Origin of the sequence: Bordetella genomosp. 10, from assembly GCF_002261225.1 — a bacterium.
In the GTDB taxonomy this organism is placed as follows: domain Bacteria; phylum Pseudomonadota; class Gammaproteobacteria; order Burkholderiales; family Burkholderiaceae_B; genus Bordetella_C.
In genome coordinates this window covers 2,340,653-2,362,452 of record NZ_NEVM01000005.1, presented here as the reverse complement: position 1 = coordinate 2,362,452, position 21,800 = coordinate 2,340,653, and the positions used below count along the sequence as shown (strand labels likewise).

The 21,800-nt window shown below is 68.9% G+C and carries 21 protein-coding genes; 11 read left to right on the top strand and 10 right to left on the bottom strand.

The features are described from left to right. Window positions 1-28: 28 nt before the first annotated feature. The 4 genes from CAL29_RS26705 to CAL29_RS26690 are packed head-to-tail and all read left to right on the top strand — an operon-like array spanning window position 29 to window position 4,692. Window positions 29-733, top strand: coding sequence for a lysophospholipid acyltransferase family protein (locus CAL29_RS26705; RefSeq protein WP_094855922.1), 705 nt, complete (start codon window positions 29-31; stop codon window positions 731-733). After that, a complete protein-coding gene (locus tag CAL29_RS26700) occupies window positions 730-2,544 on the top strand; it encodes a bifunctional alpha/beta hydrolase/class I SAM-dependent methyltransferase (protein WP_094855921.1) in 1,815 nt (604 codons plus the stop codon). Before CAL29_RS26705 ends, CAL29_RS26700 begins: the two co-directional genes overlap by 4 nt. Beyond that, window positions 2,531-4,183, top strand: coding sequence for a phosphatase PAP2/dual specificity phosphatase family protein (locus CAL29_RS26695; RefSeq protein ID WP_179284200.1), 1,653 nt, complete (start codon window positions 2,531-2,533; stop codon window positions 4,181-4,183). Before CAL29_RS26700 ends, CAL29_RS26695 begins: the two co-directional genes overlap by 14 nt. Beyond that, entirely contained in the window at window positions 4,180-4,692 is a 513-nt protein-coding gene (locus CAL29_RS26690) for a hypothetical protein (RefSeq protein WP_094855920.1), read from the top strand. The genes CAL29_RS26695 and CAL29_RS26690 overlap by 4 nt, the downstream gene beginning before the upstream one ends. A gap of 124 nt (window positions 4,693-4,816) precedes the next feature. Here the strand turns inward: CAL29_RS26690 and CAL29_RS26685 are convergent, their stop codons facing one another. After that, window positions 4,817-5,242: a hypothetical protein gene (locus CAL29_RS26685; protein ID WP_143277750.1), complete on the bottom strand. Its 426-nt coding sequence runs from the start codon at window positions 5,240-5,242 to the stop codon at window positions 4,817-4,819. Between the two features lie 276 nt (window positions 5,243-5,518). On the opposite strand from CAL29_RS26685, the gene CAL29_RS26680 reads away from it, so the two are divergent. Next, window positions 5,519-6,256, top strand: a complete 738-nt coding sequence (locus CAL29_RS26680) for an IclR family transcriptional regulator (protein ID WP_094855918.1) — start codon at window positions 5,519-5,521, stop codon at window positions 6,254-6,256. A gap of 13 nt (window positions 6,257-6,269) precedes the next feature. On the opposite strand, the gene CAL29_RS26675 is transcribed toward CAL29_RS26680, so the two are convergent. The 8 genes from CAL29_RS26675 to CAL29_RS26645 form a co-directional block, all read right to left on the bottom strand. Beyond that, window positions 6,270-7,583 (bottom strand): CaiB/BaiF CoA transferase family protein, encoded by a 1,314-nt coding sequence (locus CAL29_RS26675; RefSeq protein WP_256977760.1) that lies wholly within the window; start codon window positions 7,581-7,583, stop codon window positions 6,270-6,272. Continuing rightward, a complete protein-coding gene (locus CAL29_RS26670; RefSeq protein WP_094856935.1) occupies window positions 7,580-8,557 on the bottom strand; it encodes a Bug family tripartite tricarboxylate transporter substrate binding protein in 978 nt (325 codons plus the stop codon). The genes CAL29_RS26675 and CAL29_RS26670 overlap by 4 nt, the downstream gene beginning before the upstream one ends. 157 nt (window positions 8,558-8,714) lie before the next feature. Continuing rightward, on the bottom strand, window positions 8,715-9,098 hold the full coding sequence (locus CAL29_RS26665; protein WP_094855916.1) for a cupin domain-containing protein: 384 nt from the start codon (window positions 9,096-9,098) through the stop codon (window positions 8,715-8,717). Between the two features lie 272 nt (window positions 9,099-9,370). Continuing rightward, complete coding sequence (speD, locus tag CAL29_RS26660) at window positions 9,371-9,784, bottom strand: adenosylmethionine decarboxylase (RefSeq protein WP_373559839.1); 414 nt, start codon at window positions 9,782-9,784, stop codon at window positions 9,371-9,373. 113 nt (window positions 9,785-9,897) lie between these two features. After that, window positions 9,898-10,056 carry a hypothetical protein gene (locus tag CAL29_RS31750; RefSeq protein WP_179284199.1) on the bottom strand — a complete coding sequence of 53 codons (159 nt, stop codon included), beginning with the start codon at window positions 10,054-10,056 and terminating at the stop codon, window positions 9,898-9,900. 3 nt (window positions 10,057-10,059) lie between these two features. Then, a complete protein-coding gene (locus CAL29_RS26655; RefSeq protein WP_094855915.1) occupies window positions 10,060-11,526 on the bottom strand; it encodes a DUF4178 domain-containing protein in 1,467 nt (488 codons plus the stop codon). Window positions 11,527-11,535: 9 nt separating this feature from the next. Beyond that, window positions 11,536-12,603, bottom strand: a complete 1,068-nt coding sequence (locus CAL29_RS26650) for an SPFH domain-containing protein (RefSeq protein WP_094855914.1) — start codon at window positions 12,601-12,603, stop codon at window positions 11,536-11,538. 22 nt (window positions 12,604-12,625) lie between these two features. Next, complete coding sequence (locus CAL29_RS26645; RefSeq protein WP_094855913.1) at window positions 12,626-13,018, bottom strand: DUF350 domain-containing protein; 393 nt, start codon at window positions 13,016-13,018, stop codon at window positions 12,626-12,628. Window positions 13,019-13,104: 86 nt separating this feature from the next. Here CAL29_RS26645 and CAL29_RS26640 point away from each other — a divergent pair, with 86 nt between their 5' ends. After that, entirely contained in the window at window positions 13,105-14,616 is a 1,512-nt protein-coding gene (locus tag CAL29_RS26640) for a polyamine aminopropyltransferase (protein WP_094855912.1), read from the top strand. Continuing rightward, window positions 14,616-16,244, top strand: a complete 1,629-nt coding sequence (locus tag CAL29_RS26635; RefSeq protein ID WP_094855911.1) for an FAD-dependent oxidoreductase — start codon at window positions 14,616-14,618, stop codon at window positions 16,242-16,244. The genes CAL29_RS26640 and CAL29_RS26635 overlap by 1 nt, the downstream gene beginning before the upstream one ends. On the opposite strand, the gene CAL29_RS26630 is transcribed toward CAL29_RS26635, so the two are convergent. Further along, on the bottom strand, window positions 16,241-17,329 hold the full coding sequence (locus tag CAL29_RS26630; RefSeq protein ID WP_094855910.1) for an AraC family transcriptional regulator: 1,089 nt from the start codon (window positions 17,327-17,329) through the stop codon (window positions 16,241-16,243). The genes CAL29_RS26635 and CAL29_RS26630 overlap by 4 nt on opposite strands. Window positions 17,330-17,733: 404 nt before the next feature. On the opposite strand from CAL29_RS26630, the gene CAL29_RS26625 reads away from it, so the two are divergent. From CAL29_RS26625 to CAL29_RS26610, 4 genes are read left to right on the top strand one after another with little or no spacing between them, the layout of a single operon-like run. After that, complete coding sequence (locus tag CAL29_RS26625; protein ID WP_143277749.1) at window positions 17,734-18,810, top strand: methyl-accepting chemotaxis protein; 1,077 nt, start codon at window positions 17,734-17,736, stop codon at window positions 18,808-18,810. Window positions 18,811-18,819: 9 nt separating this feature from the next. Then, window positions 18,820-19,188: a response regulator gene (locus tag CAL29_RS26620; protein ID WP_094855908.1), complete on the top strand. Its 369-nt coding sequence runs from the start codon at window positions 18,820-18,822 to the stop codon at window positions 19,186-19,188. Beyond that, a complete protein-coding gene (locus CAL29_RS26615) occupies window positions 19,188-19,529 on the top strand; it encodes an STAS domain-containing protein (RefSeq protein WP_094855907.1) in 342 nt (113 codons plus the stop codon). The genes CAL29_RS26620 and CAL29_RS26615 overlap by 1 nt, the downstream gene beginning before the upstream one ends. Window positions 19,530-19,532: 3 nt before the next feature. Next, a complete protein-coding gene (locus tag CAL29_RS26610) occupies window positions 19,533-21,764 on the top strand; it encodes a chemotaxis protein CheA (protein WP_094855906.1) in 2,232 nt (743 codons plus the stop codon). The last annotated feature ends 36 nt before the right edge of the window (window positions 21,765-21,800 follow it).

Here is a 21,800-nt window from a genome sequence, read left to right as displayed (position 1 = left end):
CTGAACTGGATTGGACGGATCGGGAACGATGACGCGCTGGCAACGATTCCTGCGCATGGCTTTCGCCGCGGTGGTGGCGCGCCCCGTCGTGCGCCTGTGGCTGGGCGTGAACGTGCGGCATCGCGAACGGCTGCCGCTGCGCGGGCCGGCCATCGTGGCGGCCAATCACAATAGCCACCTGGACATCTGCACCCTGCTGTCGCTGTATCCGCTGGCGCGGGTGCCGGACGTGCAGCCGGCGGCCGCGGCCGACTATTTCATGAAGGGCGGTCCGCTGACCTGGATCGCGCGCAATCTGGTGGGCATCGTGCCGGTCGTGCGCAGCGGTATGAAATCCGCCAACGGCGAGCGCCGCGATCCGCTGGAAGGCTGCTACGAAGCCCTGGCGCGCGGCGCCATCCTCGTGATCTTCCCCGAAGGCACGCGCGGCGAGCCGGAGCGCCTGCAGGCGCTGAAGTCCGGCATCGCGCATCTCGCGCGGCGCTTTCCCGGGGCGCCGGTGGTGCCCCTGTACATGCATGGCCTGGGCAAGTCCATGCCCAAGGGGTCTTTCATTCCCTTGCCGGTCTTCGTCGACATCTTCATCGGCCGCGCCTTGTCCTGGCGCGACGATGGGGGCGAGGACAAGGCCGTCTTCATGCAGACGCTCAGCGACTGCTTCGCCAGCCTCAGGCTGAAAGCCCGTCCCACGCGCGAGGATGCGCAGGAGGACGTCGACCAGGAGAACGCATGACCGTTCGCGCCCTTACGGAACACACTTTCGCCAGCCATGACGGCGCGGCGCTGTTCTATCGCCATTGGTCGCCTGCCGCGCCCGTTGCGTCCGCCGCGCCCGGCGCATCCTCCACGTCCACCCCGCCGCGCGCGGTCGTGCTGTTCCATCGCGGCCACGAGCACGGTGGGCGCATGATGCACGTGGCCGACGAGCTGGACCTGCCGGATCATCACGTCTTCGCCTGGGATGCGCGCGGCCTGGGGCGCTCGCCGGGAGAGCGCGGCTATGCGGAGAACTTCGGCGTGCTGGTGCAGGACGTCGATGCCTTCATCCGGCATATTTCCCAGGAGTACAGGATCGCGGTCGAGGACATTTCGGTGGTCGCGCAGAGCGTGGGCGCGGTGGTGGTGGCGACCTGGGTGCACGATTACGCGCCGGCCATCCGCTGCATGGTGCTGGCCTCGCCCGCCTTCGACGTCAAGCTGTACGTGCCGCTGGCGCGGCCGGGCCTGGCCTTGATGCAGAAGGTCAGGGGCAAGTTCTTCGTCAATTCGTACGTCAAGGCGCGCTACCTGACGCACGACCCGGAGCGCATCACGTCCTACATGGCCGATCCGCTCATCACGCGCCCGATCGCCGTCAACATCCTGCTGGGCCTGTATGAAGCGGCCGACCGCGTGGTCGCCGACGCCGCGGCCATCCACACGCCCACGCAGGTGCTGGTCTCCGGCGCGGACTGGGTGGTGCGCCACAAGCCGCAGTTCGATTTCCTCGAACGGCTGTCCTCGCCCATCAAGGAATCGCAGGTCTTTCCCGGCTTCTTCCATGACACGCTGGGCGAGCGGGACCGGCATCTGCCCATCGCCGCCGCGCGCGACTTCATCCTGCGCTGCGAAGCCGCGCCGCCGGCCTTGCGCGAGGCTCGCGCCGCCTTGCTGGCGGCCGACCGGGCCGGGCCGACGCGGCGCGAGTTCGACGCCTTGCAGGTGCCGCCGGACAGCCTGGCGGCGCGCGCCTGGTGGGCGTTGGGCCGCCTGGGCATCCAGGCGGGGGCCGCGCTGTCGGAGGGCATGCGGCTGGGGGTGGACACCGGCTTCGATTCGGGCTCCACGCTGGACTACGTCTATCGCGACCAGCCCGCCGGCCGCGGTCCGCTGGCCTGGCTGGGCCGCTACGCCGACAAGGCCTATCTGGACAGCATAGGATGGCGCGGCATCCGCGTGCGCAAGGCCAATCTGCTGACCTTGATCAATCGCGCGGTGGACCGCCTGACGGCGGCGGGCACGCCGGTGCGCGTGGTCGACATCGCCGCGGGCCACGGCCGCTATGTGCTGGAGGCGCTGGCCGCGCGCAAGGGCGAGGTGGAGCGCATCCTGCTGCGCGACTACAGCCCCTTGAACGTGGAGGGCGGCGGCCGCCTGATCGAGACGCTGGGCCTGGCGGACGTGGCCCGCTTCGAACAGGGCGACGCCTTCGACCAGGCCAGCCTGGCCGCGTTGGCGCCGGCCCCGACGCTGGCGGTGGTTTCCGGCCTGTATGAACTGTTCCCGCGCAACGACGGCATCCAGGCCTCGCTGGCGGGGCTGACCAGCGCCATGGCCTCGGGCGCGGTGCTGCTGTACACCAACCAGCCCTGGCATCCGCAACTGGAGATGATCGCCCGGACGCTGACCAGCCATCGGGCCGACATGCCGTGGATCATGCGCCGCCGCACCCAGGCGGAGATGGACGCCCTGGTGGCGGCGGCGGGCTTCCGCAAGCTCGAGCAGTTGAGCGATCCCTGGGGCATTTTCACCGTTTCGATGGCGGTGCGAGATGACGCCGCCTGAACGGACGGGCGTTGGCGCGGATGCGCCGGCGCGTGGCGGGCCGGGCGAGCCGGGGCTCGCCGTCGCGGCGGGGAACATGCGGGCCGGCGGCGGCGCCTCGTCCGACGGGAGGCCGACCTTGCAGGCGGCGCTGTGGCTGGTCTTCCTGGGGCCGCTGTTCTTCATCAGCTACGGCTACGCCAATCATTACAGCAGCGGGCTGCCGCGGGTCGGCAGCTTCGTCTACGGCTGGGAGCGCGACCTGCCTTTCTGGCCGTGGACCATCCTGCCCTACATGTCCATCGACCTGTTCTACGCGATCTCGCTATTCGTCTGCGCCAGCCGGGCGGAATTGCGCACGCATGCGGCGCGGCTGCTCGCGGCCACGCTGGTGTCGGTCGCCTGCTTCCTGGTGTTTCCGCTGCGTTTTTCCTTTTCGCGGCCGCCGACCAGCGGATTCAACGGCTGGCTGTTCGACCTGTTGACGGGCTTCGACCTGCCTTTCAACCAGGCGCCTTCGCTGCACATCAGCCTGCTGATGATCCTGTGGACCTGCTATGCGCGGCACGTGCGCGGGGCATGGCGCTGGCTGCTGCACGGCTGGTTCACGCTGATCGGGATTTCCGTCTTGACCACGTACCAGCATCATTTCATCGACGTCTGGACGGGGGCGGCGGTGGGCGTGCTGTGTCTTTACCTGCTGCCCGGCGAGCCCTGGACCTTGCGCTTCGCGCGGCGGGCGGCAGGAGTGGGGGCCGGCGCCGCCGCTACGGCAACCGCTACCGCCGATGCCGGCGACGGGGAGGACTGGCGCCGGCGCCGCAGGCTGGCGCATCGTTATGCGCAGGGCTGCGTGGTCTTCCTGCTGCTTGCGGTGGCGGCGGCGCGCGTGGACTGGGTGACGGCGTCGCTGCTGCTTTGCTGGCCGGCGTTTTCGCTGGCCATGGTGGCCTTGGCCTACTACGGCCAGGGCGAGCGGGTCTTCCAGAAGCAGGCCGGCCGGATGCGCGTGGCCGCGCAATGGGCCCTGGCGCCTTATCTGCTGGCGGCATGGGTGTCTTCCCGTCTCTATACCTTGCGCGTGGCCCCGCAGGTCGAGGTCTATCCCGGCGTGTGGATGGGCCGCGCGCCCTCGGCCCGCGACCTGCGCCGCGGCGGCTTCACCGCCATCGTCGATCTCGCCGCGGAATTTCCCGCGCGGCGGGCGGCCCGCCGCCTGGATTACACGCAGGTGTCGATGCTGGACCTCGTCATGCCGAGCGACGAGCAATTGCGCGCGGCCGCGGCGGCAATCGCGGCGGCATACGGACGCGGGCAGCAGCGAGACGGCGGCGCCGGCGCGACGAGCGCGGACGAGGCAGCGGGCCCGCAACGCCTGCTGGTCCATTGCGCGCTGGGCTATTCGCGCAGCGCGCTGGCCATCGCCGCCTGGCGCGCAACGCAGGGCGACGACCCGGCCGCGGTCCTCGAACATCTGCGTGCCCATCGCGCCATCGTCGTCGCGCCTTCCTGGCTGCGCCTCTTGCGCGATAGCCAAGTCTGGCTGGATAGCCGGGAGCCACAGGGTAGCCAAGCTCCGGCGGACGGCCAGGGACGGCGGCCTGGCGCCGACCCGCGCCCTGTCGATGACAGACAACCAGCAAGGGAAACACCGAGATGACGTCTTCCCATCCGCTTCCCGACGACGATGCCTTGCGGCACCCGGATACCGGGCGCGTCTTGCTGGCGATGCTGGCGCAAGGCCGGCATGCGGCCCGGTGGTCTTTGCTGCTGACCGTCGCGGCGGTCGTCTTGCTGGCCGTGGGGGTATTGCATGAAAAAAACGCCGCCGATTGGACCGCCGCGTGGCGCAATCCACCGGCCGCGGCGCTTTGGCTGAGCCTGCTGGCGGGCGTGGCGCAGCGCTACTACGCCCTGCGCGTTGCGTTGGACGCCAGTCTGTTCGCCCAGTTGTATGCCCGTCCCACGGTCGATGACCACGATCTGCTCAGGCTGGACAACGGCCTTGCCCTCCTGGGCGGGCGGAAGGAGGGTGCGCCGGGCGGCGCCCCCCGCGGCCTGCGTTCGCGCTGGACCGGGGCCCTGCGCCTGCTGCGGCGGCAATTGGCATGCTGCGCGCTGCAGGCGTTGTGCCTGTTGGGCGCGGGCGTGTTGGCCTGGATATCCTGACACTGGCCTGGCGCCTCGGCATTGGCCTCGGTGCTTTGGCATTGGCGCGGGCGCCTTGAACTTGGCCTCGGCGTGAGATCTCCCTCGGCGCCGGCCCTCAGCGCCCTCAACGCCCTCAACGCCCTCAACGCCCCCGCCACCCCGCCGGGTCCTTTTCCCTTTCATCGGGCTGGGACCCCGTGGCCGTGCCCATGTTCAGCAGGGGCGGCTGGGCTTCGCGGGCGCGCAGGCTGGCCTGGCGCAGCATGACCGGCGGCCGGTAGGGCGGGCGCACGTCGATGATGCGCGGCGGCGTGATCGTCCCTTGGTAAGGCTTACTCGCGGATTGAGCGGCGGATTTCGCCCGGGCATGGGCGGCGCGGGAGCGCGGCGTCGCGTAGGCGGCGCCCAGCGCGTCGTTGCCGTTGTCGTCGTCGCCGATGCGGTGCACCAGCACTGTGGTCGCGCGCGCCAGCCGCGCATGGGTCTCGATCATGGCCGCGCCGGGGGCGGTAAGGGCGTGGTCGAGAGCGGGCCGTTGCTCGAGGCCGTGAGTTGCCTTGTCCATCATGATGCGCTCCTTGGATGGGGAAAAGGGTGCTTGCCGGCGACGCCTACGCAAGATGCGTTCCTTGCCCGCTTCCCTGCTTCTTTTGCGTGCGCATCATGCAGCGCCCGGCCGCCCGGCGGAAGCATACGGATGAGGTAGGGCATCCATCCGGAATAAGCACGATTCCTCGATCGTTCAGGCGGCAGCCGCCCGCGCCTCCGGACCCTCCGCCGGCCTTCCCATGCGTCGCCGCCCCCGATCGCATTACAATCTGCTGACTTATTTCCGGGCCCGAGCATGAGCGTCAAGACCGCCTTACGAGTCATAGAAATCATCGAGGTCTTCGCGCGCGAAAGGCGGCCCTTGTCCCTGTCCGAGCTGGCGCGCCTGCTGGAGGTGCCGGTCTCCAGTTGCCTGGCCCTCATCCGCACGCTCAACGAGCTGGGCTATCTCTACGAAGTGGGGCGGCGCAACGGCTATTACCCGACCAGCCGCCTGCTGGCCAAGGCGCAGCAGATTTCCAAGGCCGACCCGGTGCTGGAGCGTGTCTACCCCAGCCTGGCCGAATTGCGCGACGCCACCCAGGAAACCGTGGTCTTCGCCAAGCTGTCGACCGATCACCGCGTGGTCTACCTGGAGGTGCTGGCCTCGCCGCATACCATCCGCTACGTCGCCGCGGCGGGCGAATTCCGGCCGGTGCACGCGAATTCCCTGGGCAAGGCCTTGCTGTCGCTGATGCCGGCCGACGAGCGCCGGGCCTTGCTGGCGAAGGCGCCGCTGGAGCGCTTCAACGAGCGCACCCTGGTCGATATCGACGCCATCGAGGCCGAGCTGGCGCTGTCGCGCGAGCGCGGCTGGTTCCGCAACCTGAGCGAATCGATAGACGAGGTGGGCGCGGTGGCGTGGCCGCTGACCCTGGGCGGCGAACGCTATGCGATTTCCGTGGGCGCGCCGGTGTACCGCATCGAGCCCAACCAGGCCGCGTACGCCAGCATCATCCGCGCCGCCTGCGCGGCGCTGGAGCGGCACGGGTAGCCGCGGCGCCCGTTCAGCCGGCCTTGCCGTCCAGCGTGGCCTGGGTGTCGAGCATGGCCTGGATCGCCGCGTCCGAATATCCCGCTTCGCGCAGGATTTCCAGGCTTTGTTCGCCCAGCCTCGGCGCATGGCGGCGCAAGGACGTCGGCGTGCCCGCATAGCGGCCCAGGGGCGCCGTGGTGCGCAGCCGGCCTTCGGTGGGATGGTCGACGCGGCGCACGAAATCCACCGCCTTCAGGTGCGGGTCCTCGATCAGGTCCTCGATGGTGTACAGCCGGGACGCCGGGATGTCCGCCTCGGCGAACAGGCGCAGCCATTCCTCCGTGTCGCGCTGCTCGATGACGCCGGCCAGCCAGGCATAGACCTCGCTGATGTGCGCGGCGCGGGCGCCGTGCGTGACGAAGCGCGGGTCCTGCTTCATCTCCGGCCGCCCCACGGCGTCGAAGAAATTGCGCCAGTGCTTGTCGTTGTAGACCAGCAGGCAGATGTGGCCGTCCTTGGTCGCATAGGGCTTGCGGTGCGGCGCCAGCAGGCGCGCGTAGCCCGTCTCGCCCATGGGCGGATCGAAGGTCCAGCCGCCCAGGTGATCGCCCAGCGTCATGTGGGCCATGCCCTCGAACATGGGAATTTCCAGGCTCTGTCCGTGGCCGTGGGCGCGGGCGTGCAGCACGCCGGCCAGCAGGGCGATCGCCATCTGCAGGCCGACGGCGCGGTCGGCCAGGGTGAGCGGCGCGTAGCGCGGTTCGCCGCCGCTCTGGCGGCGGCTCAGGTCGGCGATGCCGGTCTGGCCCTGGATCAGGTCGTCGTAGGCGGGACGGCCGGCATAGGGCCCGGCCTCGCTGAAGCCATAGGCGCCGGCGTACACGATGCGCGGATTGCGCGCGGCGAAGGCGGCGTAGTCCAGGCCCAGGCGCTGCATGGCCTGGGGCCGGATGTTGTACAGGACAGCGTCGCAGTTTTCGGCCAGTTTCAGGCAGGCTTCGCGCGCGGCCGGCTGCTTCAGGTCCAGCACCACCGAGCGCTTGTTGCGGTTCAGGTGCAGGTAGAGGTGCCCCATGCCGGGATTGCGCATGGGGCCCACGGCGCGCATGTTGTCGCCCGCCGGCGATTCGACCTTGATGACGTCGGCGCCCAGGTCCGCCAGGACCTGCGTGGCGTAGGGACCCATGACGACGGCGCTGAGATCCAGGATGCGCACGCCGTGCAAGGGGCCGGTGGCCGCCCCCTTGCCGCCGGCCCGCGATGCCGGCGCCGTGCCGCCGTCCGCGGCGGAAAGGGAGGATGCGTGTGGCGCCATGCGCGGCGCGGCGGGTGAAGCTGAGGTCATTCCGGTGCGATTCCTGCGTCCTTGATCATCTTGCCCCACAGGTCGCGTTGCTGCGACACGAAGGCGGCGAATTCCTCGGGCGTGCCGCTGAAGGCGTCGAAGCCGAGGTCGGCGAAGCGTTTGCGGGTGGCGGGATCCTTGACGATCTTGTTCATCGCCGCGTTCAACTGATCCACGACGTCCTTGGGCATGCCGGCGGGGCCGAGCAGGCCGTTCCAGGAGTTGATGTCGAAGTTCTGGATGCCGGCGTCCTCCATGGAGGGGATGTCGGGCACCACGTTGCTGCGCGCGGCCGTGGACACGGCCAGCGCGCGCAGCTTGCCGGACTGCACGAAGGCCAGGCTGGAGGCCACGTCGGTGAACATCATGTCGACCTGGCCGCTCATCACGTCCGTCATGGCCTGCGGCGTGCCCTTGTAGGGCACGTGCAGGAGCTTGATGCCGGCGCGGTCGGCGAAGGTGGCGCCGGCCACGATGCCGGTGCTGTTGCCGCTGGCGTAGGTCATCTTGCCGGGATGCTGCTTGGCGTAGGCCACGAGTTCCTGCACCGACTTGACCGGCAGCTTGGGATTGACCACCAGGATGAAGGGCAGGTTGCCGCCGCGCGCGATCGGCGTGAAGTCCTTCACCGGATCGTAGGGCACGTTCTTGTTCAGGAAGGGCGCCGCCGAGTGCGAGGTGTTGGTGGTGATGAACAGCGTGTAGCCGTCCGGCTTGGCGCGCGCCACGTAGTTGGCGCCGATGGTGGCGTTGCCGCCCGGCTTGTTTTCCACGATGACCTGGCCGCCGAGGATTTCGCCGAGCTGCTGGGCGAAGATGCGGCCCACGGCGTCGGTGCCCGAACCGGCGGGGAAGGGCACGACCACGGTGATGGGGTGATCCGGGTACTTGGCGAAAGCGGGGGCGCTGGCGAGGGCGGCGCCGGCCAGCAGGCCGGCCACGCTATGACGCAGCCAGACGCTGGCGCGGGGCATGAAACGCATGATGTTTGTCTCCGTGGATGTTTTTGTGGACTTCGTCGTTTGCGGGTATTGCCGGATATCGTGGAAGGGTCGGCCGTTCGGAGGCCCTTCGTGCAGGGGGGCGCTCCGGCGCGCGCTGTCGTGCCCCTTGCCTTGGGACGCCGCGGTCTCAGCGGATCACGCGATCCGGCCGTTCTTCGTAGGGCGGCGTGTAGATCACCAGCAGGCGGGCGGGCTCGTCGCTGGTGACGGTGAATTTGTGCGGCAGCTCGGGCGGGAAATAACAGCAATCGCCGGCCACCATGTCGGCCACCTCGCCGTTCATCTCGGCGCGGGCGGTGCCGGAGAGCAGATAACAGACCTGCTCGATGCCGGGATGGGCGTGCGGCAGCGCGCCCTGGTTCTTCTCGATGACGCCCAACAGCACTTCCACCCCCTTGGAGCCCACGGTATCGGGGCCGATGAGGCGGCGGTTGGTGGTGCCCACATGATTGGCGGGGTGGTAGCCCGGAACGTCGGCCTCGCGGACCAGCCAACTGGGGGTCTTGGACATGCATGTCTCCTTTCGCATTTGTGAAAATGTTTTTACTACCAGGAAAAGAGGGCGTCAATGGTCGTTTGCCCGCTGCCCGGTGGAGGGGGAGGAGGACTTAGCATGGTCGAAGCAGGCGCCCGCCGGCGTGGCGTCATCGGCGGCATGGCGCCACGCCTGCGCCATGCCGGTTATGCGGGAAAAGGAGGATGTTTGCGCGGAAGGCGCGCCCGGCAATCGGGCCATCGGCCGGGACGGCGCGGGCGACGGCCGCCCATGCGCCGCCGCGGGCGTCAGGCGGGCGCTCGGGCCGCGCCCCGGGGGACGGTGGTGGTGCCGGCGCGGGCGGGCGCCAGCGCCAGGCGGACGTGCTCCAGGGCCAGTTCCGGATTGGCGTGGCCGCACATGAAGATATCCAGCGCGGCGTAGCCGTGTTCGGGCCAGGTGTGGATGGTGATGTGGGATTCGCTGAGCAGGACGACGCCGGTCACGCCCGCGCCGCCGCCGAAATGATGGAAGTGCGTGCCCAGCACCCGCGCGCCCGCCGCGCGGGCCGCCCCGGCGAGCAGTTCGCCCAGGCCGTGCGGATCGCGCAGCAGCGCCGGCGCGACGCCGTGCAGGTCGGCCAGCACATGGCGGCCCAGCGGCGGCACGTGGCCGGTCGGCTGGACAAGTCCGGCCGGCGACACGGATGCGGCGGCCGGCACGGATGCGGCCGGCGACACGAGCCCGGCTGGCGGGACGGATATCGTCGCCGATTCAGGCGCGGGACCCCCCGTATCCACGGACACCATCTCCGGCGCCGGTCGCGCGCACGCCTTCATTTATGCGATCCGCTGGACGAATAGCCGGACCGTCCGGACGATCCGCCGCCCCAACTGCTGGTGCCGCTGGACGAATACTTGCCGACGCTGCTGTTCGAGATGGTCACGCCGCCGACGACGATGATGGCGTAGATGATGTAGAGCACGCGCCACATGGATCATTTATCCCGGAACATGTTTTGGATCCAGATCGGCAGCCACAGGCACAGGCCGCCGATGATGGGCGCCAGCAGATGGCCGTCCTCCAGCTCGTCGGCATTGAAGAACAGCATGGCCACGCTGGCGAATATGGCGATGCTGGCCAGGCTGTTCGGCTTCTCGCTGCTTTCTTCCTTGACGGCGGCCAGTTGGGGAAGGTTGAACCAGCGTCCGACCTGCGCCGTGCCGACCCGTTCGGAGGCGGACCAGCCCAGTTCGGCGTCGGTCGTTTCGCGCGTCAGCTTGGCCTGCCCCAGCCCGTAGTCCGTGATGTGCGTGACGTCGCCCACCTTCACGCGCCAGTTGAAGGCGCCCAGCGCCATCCTGACCTTGGAATCGTAGTCGTACAGTTTTTTGAAGCGCTTGCCGTTGAAGGCATAGCTCGCGTCCGAGGCGGCCTCCGGCCAGCGGTCGCAAACGCGCACCTTGTCCCAGCCCTCGTCGCTTTCCACCAGCCACAGGAAGCCCTGCTTCGGGCTGTACAGCAGGTACTCGATCCACCGCGACGTTTCCTCGGGATCGGGATCCTCGCACTGCATCAGGCCGATCAGCGTGTAGGCCGCGCCGTCGATGGTGGCCTTCGCGCCCAGCGCCAGCGTGGTGCGGACGGAGGCGACCTTCTTCTGCTTGGCCAGCACCTCGGCGGTGTCGCCTGAGCAGTCGACCTGCGCGCGGCAGTTCGGGCAGATGACCTGCGTGGCGACCGCCGCGGCGAAGGAGATGGGCGCGCCGCAGTTGGGGCACGCGAGCGCCTTGATCTTGCCGACGTAGTTGCCGGCGCTTTCCTCGACCAGGTGTTCCGCGCGCAGGGACGCGCGCTGCATGTCGTCCAGGGAATAGGCCTTGCCCTGGTAGACCTGGGGCAGGGGCGTATCCGAATAATCCAGCGTGAGGAATGCGTCGCCCGCGCGGAAGTCCGCGACCACGGCTTCCCAGCCGTCCTCGCCCACGGCGAAGGGCAGTTCGCCCTGGCCCGACACCGCGCGGCAGCGCCGGATGTCGGAGGCGGTGTAGACCTTGCCGTCCAGGTTCAGCGGGCTGCCGGGCGCGAGGTCGTCGAAGGCCGGCAAGACCGGGTCCGTGTCCTTGGGCGGGCGCGTGCGCGTGACCGCGTACTGGCCGGAGGCGTCGGACAGCCAGCCGTCCGTGCCGTCCTCGAACCACACGTACCATTCATTCCAGAAGCCGGCGTCGTAGCGCAATTGCAGGCGCCCGACGACGTCGAAGCGCTTGCCTTCGTACTTGCCGGTGCTGGTGACCTGGATCGGCGAATAATCTTCCAGCACCTCGGCCATTTCGCCGATGCGCCTGACCGAATCCGCGTCTTTCAGCAGCGTGCTGCGGCAGGCGCCGCACACCGCCATGACCGAGGCCGCCGACTTGAATTCGACGGGCGCGCCGCACTGGGGACACAGGATGCGTTGCATGGGCCGCCGTCAGCCACCCGTGAGCCGCTTGAGGATTTCCGCCTTGGCGGCGTCGTAATCCTGCTGCGTGATGAGGTTCTGGTCCAGCATGCCCTTGAGCTGCTGCAGGCGTTGGGCGGGATCGCCGCCGCCGGCCGCGGCGCCAGAAGCCGCCCCCGCCCCCGCCGCCGCGCCGGCGCCCGCGGCCGCCGCGTTCTGCGCCTGCTGCCCTTGTCCCGCCAGCCCGCCCAGGCCGGCCGCCATGGTCTGGCCCAGCGCGGCGCCCGCCGCCAGGCCGGCGCCCACGCCGGCGATGCCGCCCTGGTTCTGCGCGGCCAGGGGAATCGAACTGGCGGTCTGGTACTGCGTGTATTTGTTCAGGTCGCCGCTCATGCCGATGGCGATGCGGGTGTCCAGCGCCTTCTGCAATTCTTCCGGCAGCGAGACGTTCTCCACCGTGAAGTTGTCCAGCTTGACGCCGTAGCGCTCGAACACGGGCCCCAGCGCGGCGGCGATGCTCTGCGACATCAGCCCCTGGTTGGCGGCCATGTCGATGAAAGGCACCGACGAACTGCCCAGCGTGCTGCTCATGGTGGCGACCACCATGTTGCGCAACTGTTCTTCGAGGTCGTCCACCGTGTAGGTGTCGCGCGTGCCGCTGATCTCGCGGTAGAACAGGCCGGGATCGGCGATGCGGTAGGAGTAGATGCCGAAGGCGCGCACCCGCACCATGCCGAACTCGCTGTCGCGTATCGTCACCGGCTGCGCGGTGCCCCAGCGGCGGCCCAGTTGCAGGCGCGTGCTGAAGAACACCACGTCCGACTTGAAGGGCGACTCGAACAGCTTGTCCCAGTTCTTCAGGTAGGTCAGGACCGGCAGCGTCTGCGTGGTCAGCTTGTACATCCCCGGCCCGAAGACGTCGGCGACCTTGCCTTCGTTGATGAAGACGGCCATCTGCGATTCGCGCACGGTCAGGCTGGCGCCGTACTGGATTTCGAAATCCTGCATGGGATAGCGCCAGGCGAGGACGCCGTCCGCATCCTCGTTCCACTGGAGGATGTCGATGAACTGCTTGCGTATGAATGAACCGAGGCTCATGGCGGCTCCCGAATCGTAGGGGTCAGGTAAGGCAGGCGGCGTTGATGATGCCGACGGACAATGAAATGCCGCCCAGCAGGCCGCCCATCGCGACGTTGTTTTCCTGGATGGCCTGGTTCATGCCGCGTATGACGCGCGCGGCGATGGCGTAGGCGACGATCTGGGTCACCATCGCGCCGGCGGCCCACGCCAGGAACATGCCGTAGCTGGCATGGGTGGCGATGCTGGAATACAGGGTGAGGCTGAAGCCGACCAGCGAGCCGCAGTAGGACAGCGCGGCGGCGCCCTTGCCGGCGCGGATCAACGCCATCTCGTCGAAGGTGGTGACGTGGGAATAGATGACGGCGAACAGGCCGAGCAGCGCCAGGGCGGACACCAGGTAGATGAGATAGGCGTAAGCCGGCGTCGTAAGCATGGGAGGCGTTCCAGTGTTTGTAAACAGGGACGGTTCGCGGGGATGGTCCGATATACTGCCAGCATTTTTCGCCTTTCGGAAGCACCATGCGGGATCGCGCGCTGATACTTTCTGTATTGATTGTTGCATCGTGTGGCCTGGGCTACGAGTTGATCAGCAGCGCCCTGGCCAGTTATCTCCTGGGCGATTCGATTCTCCAGTTTTCCACCGTCATCGGTTGTTACCTATTCGCCATGGGCGTGGGATCGTGGTTCTCGCGCTACGTGGCCGACGACAAGGTGCTCGACCGCTTCATCGACGTCGAGCTGCTGGTGGGCCTGGTGGGCGGCGTCTCGGCCGCCGTGCTGTTCCTCGTCTTCGCCTGGGTCGCGGCGCCGTTTCGCGCGGCGCTCTATGTGTGCGTGTTCCTGATCGGCCTGCTGGTGGGCATGGAAATCCCGCTGGTGATGCGCATCTTCAACCAGCAGCGCACCGAGTTCCGGGAACTGGTCAGCAAGGTGCTGGCCTTCGACTACCTCGGCGCGCTGGCCGTGTCGCTGGTGTTCCCGCTGCTGCTCGCGCCCTATCTGGGCCTGCTGCGCACGGGTTTCCTGTTCGGCATCCTCAACGCCAGCGTCTCCCTGTGGACGGCATGGCTGTTTCGCGAGCACATGGCCAAGGCCGCCGACAAGGTCTGGCGCGCCACGCTGGTGATCGGCCTGCTGGCGGTCGGCTTCGGCCTGTCGGGCCAGATGACGGGCTGGGCCGAGCGCGGCCTGTACGGCGACCAGGTCATCCACGCGGAAACCACGCCCTACCAGCGCCTGGTGGTGACGCGCTGGCATGACGACCTGCGCCTGCATATCAACGGCAACCTGCAATTCTCCTCGCGCGACGAGCATCGCTATCATGAAGCGCTGATCCATCCCGGCCTGGACGCCGTGCCCTGGGCGCGCAACGTCCTGGTGCTGGGCGGCGGCGACGGGCTGGCGCTGCGCGAAATCCTCAAGCACCGGAATATCGAGCACGTCACGCTGGTCGACCTGGATCCGGCGATGACCCGGCTTTTCTCGACCTCCGAGCCGCTGGTCGAGCTGAACCAGGGCTCGCTGAAGAATCCGCGCGTGACGGTGATCAACGCCGACGCCGGGGCATGGCTGGAATCGAACGCCAACGTCTACGACTTCATCGTGGTGGATTTTCCCGACCCCACCAATTTCGGGCTGGGCCGGCTGTATTCCACGCCCATCTTCCGGCTGATGGCGCGCCACCTGTCGGAGAACGGCTACATGGTCGTGCAATCGACTTCGCCGTATTTCGCGCCGCATTCGTTCTGGAGCATCAATGCGACGCTGAAGGAAGCGGGCCTGCACACCTGGCCGTACCACTGCTACGTGCCGTCCTTCGGCGATTGGGGCTTCATCCTCACCGGCAAGCGCGCCGACTACACGCCGCCGGAACGCGTGTCCGTGCCCACGCGCTACCTGGACGGTCCCACGATGAAGGAGCTGTTCCACTTCCCGGTCGACATGCCGGCGCTGGACATGCCGCCGAACCGGCTCAACGAGCAATCGCTGGTGCGCTACTTCGACGAAGACTGGCGCAAGGTCATACGCTGATGCGGCGGCGCACCTTCCTGCTCGGTTCGGCGGTGGGCGCCGCGGCCCTGGGGACCGCCGCGCGCCTGGCCATCCGCGAGACCACGCCGGCGATCGACTATCCCGGCATGCGTGAAGGGCACTGGCTGCGCGACGGCGGCGCGCTGCCGGCCCCCAACGGGGAACAGCGCGCGGCGGTGGCGGTGCTGGGCGCCGGGGTGGCGGGGCTGGCCTGCGCCTGGCAACTGGCGCGGCGCGGCCATCGCGATTTCGTCGTGCTGGCGGGGCCGGAGTTCGGCGGCAACGCCTCGGGCGGCGGGGCGGGGGACCTGGCCTATCCGCGCGGCGCGCATTACCTGCCGCTGCCGTCGCGCGCCAGCACGCACGTGCGCGAGATGCTGGCCGAGTTCGGCGTCATCCTGGACGGCGCGCAGAGCGATCGCCCCTATATGGACGAGGCCGTCGTCGTGCACGGCCTGGACGAAAGGCTGCTGCGCGAGGGACGCTGGGAGGATGCGCTGGCGCCCCCGGGCGCCACGCCGGAGGAACAGGCCCAGCACGATGCCTTCTTCCGCTACGTCGACGGCCTGCGCGACGCCGTGGGCAAGGATGGCCGCAAGCTCTTCTGCATTCCCATCGCGATGTCCTCCCAGGACGCGGAATGGCGCGCGCTGGACCGGCTGACCTTCAAGCAATGGCTGCTGGACCGCGGCTATGTCTCGCCCGCGCTGCATTGGTACCTGAACTACTGCTGCCGCGACGACTACGGCGCCCCGCATGACCGCGTGTCGGCCTGGGCCGGGCTGCATTATTTCTGTTCCCGCGACGGCCATGCCAGCAATGCGCCGGACGGCGCCGTGCTGACCTGGCCCGAGGGGCTGGCGCGCATGGTGGCCTACCTGCGCGCGTCGATCACGCGCCATCTGGGGCATGAGAAGTGGCTGCTGTCCGGCACGGCCATGCGCGTGGCGGAGCGGGGCGAGGGCGTGGAGATCCTGGTGGCCGACGGCTTCGGCAATGGGCCGCCGGCGACGCGCACGCTGCGCGCCGGCCGCGTGGTCTGCGCGATGCCGCTGTTCGTCGCCGCCCACGTCGTGCAGGGCCTGGCGGGCTACGGCTACGACCATGCCGTGCACCAGTCGCCGCACGCGCCGTGGCTGGTGTCGAACTTCACCCTGGAAGGCTTTCCGCGCGAACTGGCGGGCGCGCCGCTGGCGTGGGACAACGTGGTCTATGACGGGCCCGGCCTGGGCTACGTGGTCTCCACCCACCAGTTGATACGGGTGGCGCCGCCGCCGCGCACCGTGTTCACCGCCTATCAGGCGGTCAGCACGGACACGCCCGACCAGGCCCGCCGCTGGCTGGCCGCCGCCGACGCGCGGGCGCTGCGCGACCAGGCCGCCGTCGATCTGCTGGCGGCCTACGACGATGAATTCTGGCGCCGTGCCACCCGCCTGGACATCACGGTGCGCGGCCACGCCATGGCGACGCCGGCGCCGGGTTATTTAAGCAATCCCGGGCTGGCCGCCCTGCGCGAAGTCGACGGCCGCGTGCTGTTCGCCCACTCGGACCTGTCGGGGTATTCGGTCTTCGAGGAAGCCTCGTGGTGGGGCGTGCGCGCGGCGGCGCGCATCCTGGGCGAAGCCTAGGGCTGCCAGCCCTGCGCCTGGCTCAGGCGCCGCAAGCCGGTCGGCGAATGGCCGGTCCAGCGCTGCACCGCGCGCTGCAAGGTGCGCGCATTGGTGTAGCCGCATTCCGCGGCGATCTGCTGCACGCTGCGCGACGATTGCGCCAGCAGCGTCAAGGCCCGGGCGCGTCTTTCTTCTTCCAGCAGCCTGGCATAGGTCAGGCCCTGTTCCTCCAGCCGCCGACGCAAGGTGCGTTCGCTGGTGTGCAGGCTGGCCGCGATGGCGCCCAGCGACAGGGGATAGGCCAGGTCGCGGCGGATGGCCTGCGCCACCATGGCATGCAGCGCCGAAGGCACGGGCCGCCGGCCTTCCCGGCTCTCCCGCGCCGCCAGGTCGCGCCGCACCTGCGCCAGCACCACCGGGTCCGCGCTGCGCACGGCATAGGGCTCGCGCGGGAAGTGCAGGCGGTTCTGCGCCGCCCCGAAGCGCACCGGGCAGCGGAACACGTTCTCGTAGGCGGCGCCGTAAGGCGGCCGCTCGCTGGCCAGTTCGACCATGCGCGGATTGAAGAGGTCGCCCACCACCTGGCGGCAGACCTGCACGAAGGCGGCGAAGAAATGATCGACCACGAAGCCGCCGATTTCGCGGTCGCCGAAATGGGCGTGCGCCCCCAGGCACCAGGCCTGCGGCAGTTCCTCGCCGTGCATGAACAGCAGGCGGCCGTGGTCGTGCTGGTGTTCGACGGCGAAATCCAGCAGCTCGCGCGAATGGCCGCAACTCATGAAACCCAGGGCGACCAGCCCCCAGGACACCGGGTTGACCGCGGCTCCCAGTTCCAGGCCCAGCGCCGGACGGCCCAGCGCCGGACGGCCCAGCAGGCGCAGCCCGCGCCGCACGACATGGGCGTATTGATGGTCCGAGACGCGGTAGTCGGGGTCGAACAGGTCTTCCGGCTGGAAACCGGCGCCCTCGCACAGCAGCGCCGGATCGTGCCCGCCGCGCAGGGCCTCGGCCGCCAGTTGGCGCAAGGTCACTGGCGGGATTTCGGCGGATTCCGTGCCGGGAAGGCCGGGGGACAGCAGCGCGCGGCGTATGGGGAAGGGCATCGAAAAACAGCGTGGAATAAGCAGCGCGTAACAAACAAGAACGAAAAATAGCCAGAACCGACGTTTTATATGTCAGTAAATGTGTCCCTTAATGTAAAACTAACACGGTTGGCCGCCAAAGTGCCCATGATTGGCCGATCTGACCATATTGATGGGATGCCTGACTGCCGTTGTCCAGGTTGTCCGCAAGGTTTTTTTCCTGCGGGACGGCCCAGGCGACAACGCTCCACTGGGCCGGCCGGCGGTTTCCGCGCCGGCGTGTGTCGGAGCGTTGATGGATAGACCTGTCGAGGATCCGCCGTCGCAGCGGGGGAAGCCGGCAAAGGTTCAAGGGCTGATCGATGAATTGGGTACGGCATTTTTGGAAACGCGGGATCGCGACGTTCCTGGGTCTGGCGGGAGGCGTGGCCACCGCGGCCTTTTCCGCCTGGTCCACCTGGGGTTGCGCCGTCGGAGCCGTGCTGGCCGCCCTGGGCATCGCGGCGGCCTGGCGCGGCCGCGTCGAGGACGCCGATGACGGCGCCGTGCAGCGCCACCTGGCCAGCCTGGAAAGCTTCGGCGCGGACGTGGCGCCCGTGTGGGCGCGCCAGATCGAATCGTCCCGCGGCCAGATGGAAGACGCGGTCACGGCGCTGAGCATGCGGTTCGGTGAGATATCCGTGCGCCTGGACCAGACGCTAAGGCTCTCCATGGACAACGGCGGCAGCGGCGACCGCTCGGCCGCCGCCGTCTCCGCGCGCAGCCGGCAACAACTGGACGGCGTGCTGCAACTGCTGCGCGACGGCATGCAGACCAAGGCCGACATGCTGGCCAAGGTCCATGGCCTGCAAGGCTTCGTCGACGAACTCCAGGGCATGGTCCAGGCCATCGCCATGGTCACCCAGCAGACCAATCTGCTGGCCATCAACGCCACCATCGAGGCGGCCCATGCGGGCAGCCTGGGCCGCGGCTTCGCCACGGTCGCGCAGGAAGTCCGGGCGCTGTCCAAGCAGTCCGGCGAGACCGGCGCCCGCATCGCGGAAAAAATCGAATTGATCGGCGCGGCCATCCTGCAGACCTGCACCGCCGCCGAGCAGACCACCCGCCGCGAGCAGGAAGCGATCGCCGCTTCCGAAACCGCCATCCAGCAAGTGCTCGAAGGCTTCCAGGCCTTCGCCGACGGCCTGACGGACACCGCCGACCGGTTGCGCGAAGAGAGCCAGGGCATCCAGACCGAGGTCAACGAAGCGCTGGTGCAACTGCAGTTCCAGGACCGGGTCAGCCAGGTCATGGCGCACGTCGTGACCAATATCGAACGCCTGCCGGGCGTCTTGCGGGACCACCGCCGCGAATGCGAGGACGCCGGCGAACTGGTGCCGCTGGCCGCCGACGGCCTGCTCCAGGAACTGGAAAAGACCTACGCCATGGCGGGCGAACGCGAATTGCACCGCGGCGCCGCCGCCCAGCCTGCGCCCGCGGGCGACGACATCACTTTCTTCTGAGGACGCAGCATGCCCAAGACCATACTTATCGTCGACGACTCGGCCTCGGTGCGCCAGGTGGTGGGCATCGCCTTGCGCGGCGCCGGCTATGACGTCATCGAGGGCCGCGACGGCCAGGACGCGCTGGCCAAGCTCACCGGCCAGAAGGTCCACCTGATCATCAGCGACGTCAACATGCCGAACATGGACGGCATCACGTTTCTCAAGAGCGTGAAGCAGTTGCCGGCCTATCGTTTTACGCCGGTCATCATGCTCACCACCGAAAGCCAGGAAGAGAAGAAGCGCGAAGGCCAGCAGGCCGGCGCCAAGGCCTGGGTGGTCAAGCCCTTCCAGCCGGCCCAGTTGCTGGGCGCCGTGGAAAAACTGGTGCTGCCGTAATGGACGCGCAAACGCTGCGCCTGGACGGCGAGCTCACCATCTATACGGCGCAGGAAGTGCGCCAGCGCCTGTCGCAGGCCCTGGCGCCCGACGCGGCGCCGGCGCCGCTGTGCGTCGACCTGGGCGGCGTCACCGAGCTCGACACCGCCGGCGTGCAGTTGCTGCTGGCGGCGCGCGCCCTGGCCCACGCGCGGCAGCGTGAATTGCGGTTGGGCGGATTGGCCGCGCCGCTGCGCGAGGTCGTCGCCCTGCTCGGCCTGGACGGCGTGCTGACGCAGGCGGTGGCCTGCGACCACGACACCGATAGCGGGCTGGCCGCGGCGGCACAGCCCACGGAGTGAGACATGGATCTGGATCAGGCCCTGCAAACCTTCATCACCGAAAGCCGCGAGCTGCTGGCGGAAATGGAGGAAGCCCTGCTGACGGTGCAGGATGAGGCCGACCGCGGCCCCGCGATCAACGCGATTTTCCGCGCCGCCCACACCATCAAGGGATCGGCCGGGCTGTTCGGCATCGACGCCATCGTGGAGTTCACGCACGACGTCGAGAGCGTGCTGGACCGGGTGCGCGAAGGCGCCCTGGCCATCGACGCCGACATGGTGGCGCTGATGCTGGGATGCAACGACTACATCGGCCGCCTCGTCGACGGCGTCGCCGGCGACCGGCGGCAGGACGAGGACGAAGCCGAGTTGCGGGCCGAGGGCGCGATGCTGGGCGAGCGGCTGGTGGCTTATCTGCGCGGCGGGAATGGTGCGAATGGTGCGAACGGCATGAACGGCGCCGCCGCTTCGGGCGCGGCCGGCGGTTTCGCCGTGGCGACGGTCGACGCGCTGGCTGCGTCCAGCGCCGCGGGCGATGCCGACGATGCCGGCGCGGTCGGTCCCCATGCCGACCACTGGCACATCTCCCTGCGTTTCCACGAGGGCGTGCTGCGCAACGGCATGGATCCCTTGTCCTTCCTCCGCTACCTGCAGCGGCTCGGCCGCATCACCGGCGTGGCCTGCCAGACGGGGCGCCTGCCCGCCCTGGACGACATGGACCCGGAGGCCTGCTACCTGGGCTTCGAGATCGGCCTGGACAGCCCGGCCGACAAGGCCACCATCGAAGGCACCTTCGAATTCGTCATCGACGATTGCAGCATCCGCATCATTCCTCCCAACAGCCGCATTTCCGCCTACGTGGAGATGCTCCAGGCGCTGGGCGAGGAGCCGGCCATGCTGGGCGAGATGCTGATGCACTGCGGCACCCTGACGCAGCGCGAGCTGGACGAGGCGCTGCGCCTGCAGCGCCAGGACAATAACGCCGAGCCCCTGGGCCGGATCCTGGTGCAGCAGCAGGCGGTGGCGCCGCCGGTCGTGGCGGCCGCGCTGGACCGGCAGCGGCAGGCCAAGGAAAAGAAGGTGGGCGGCGACAGCCGTTCGGTGCGCGTCGACGCGGACAAGCTCGATCACCTGATCAACCTGGTGGGCGAGCTGATCACGGCCTCGGCCGGCGCCAGCCTGGCGGCGGCGCGCACGGGCAATGCCGAGGCGCAGGAGTACGCGTCGCAGGTGGCGGACCTGGTCGAGGCGGTGCGCGACAGCACGCTGCAACTGCGAATGGTCCGCATCGGCGCCACCTTCAACCGTTTCCGCCGCGTCGTACACGACGTGGCCCGCACGCTGGGCAAGCGCATCGAGCTGGCGATCAGCGGCGAGGACACCGAGCTGGACAAGACGGTGGTGGAGAAGATCGGCGATCCGCTCACGCACCTGGTGCGCAACGCCATGGACCACGGCATCGAGCCGGCCGACGTCCGGGTGGCGGCCGGCAAGCCCGCGCACGGCACGATCACGCTGGACGCGCGCCACGAGTCGGGCCATATCGTCATCGAGGTGCGCGACGACGGCGGCGGCCTGGACCGCGAGCGCATCTTCGCCAAGGCGGTGGAGCGCGGCATCGTCGAGCCCGGCCAGGTCCTGTCCGACAGCGAAGTGTTCCACCTGATCTTCGAGCCCGGCTTCTCGACCGCCGCCGCCGTGACCGACCTGTCGGGACGGGGCGTCGGCATGGACGTGGTCAAGCGCAATATCGAGGCGCTGCGCGGCAGCGTCGACGTCACCAGCCGGCCGGGCGCCGGCACGCTGGTCACCGTGCGCCTGCCGTTGACGCTGGCCATCATCGACGGCTTCCAGGTGGGCGTCGGGCGTTCGCGCTTCGTCCTGCCGCTGGACATGGTGGACGAGTGCGTGGCGTACAGCGCGGTCGAGGGCAACAGCTATACGGACCTGCGCGGGCAGGTGCTGCCCTTCATCCGCCTGCGCGAGATGTTCGCGCTGCCCGGACAGGCCGGCGCGCGCGAGAACATCGTGGTCGTGCGCCACGGCGCCCAGCGTTGCGGCCTGGTGGTCGACACCCTGCTGGGCGAAACGCAGGCCGTCATCAAGCCGCTGGCGCGCATCTTCGCCGGCGCGCGCGGTATCAGCGGGTCGAGCATCCTGGGCAGCGGCGAAGTCGCGCTGATCCTGGACGTGCCGGCCCTGATGGAACAGGCAAGGCATCCCACACCCGCCGGGGTCGCCCGGTTAACCGCATGACGCCAGCGACCGGCGCGGGCCGGCCGTTGGCGAATA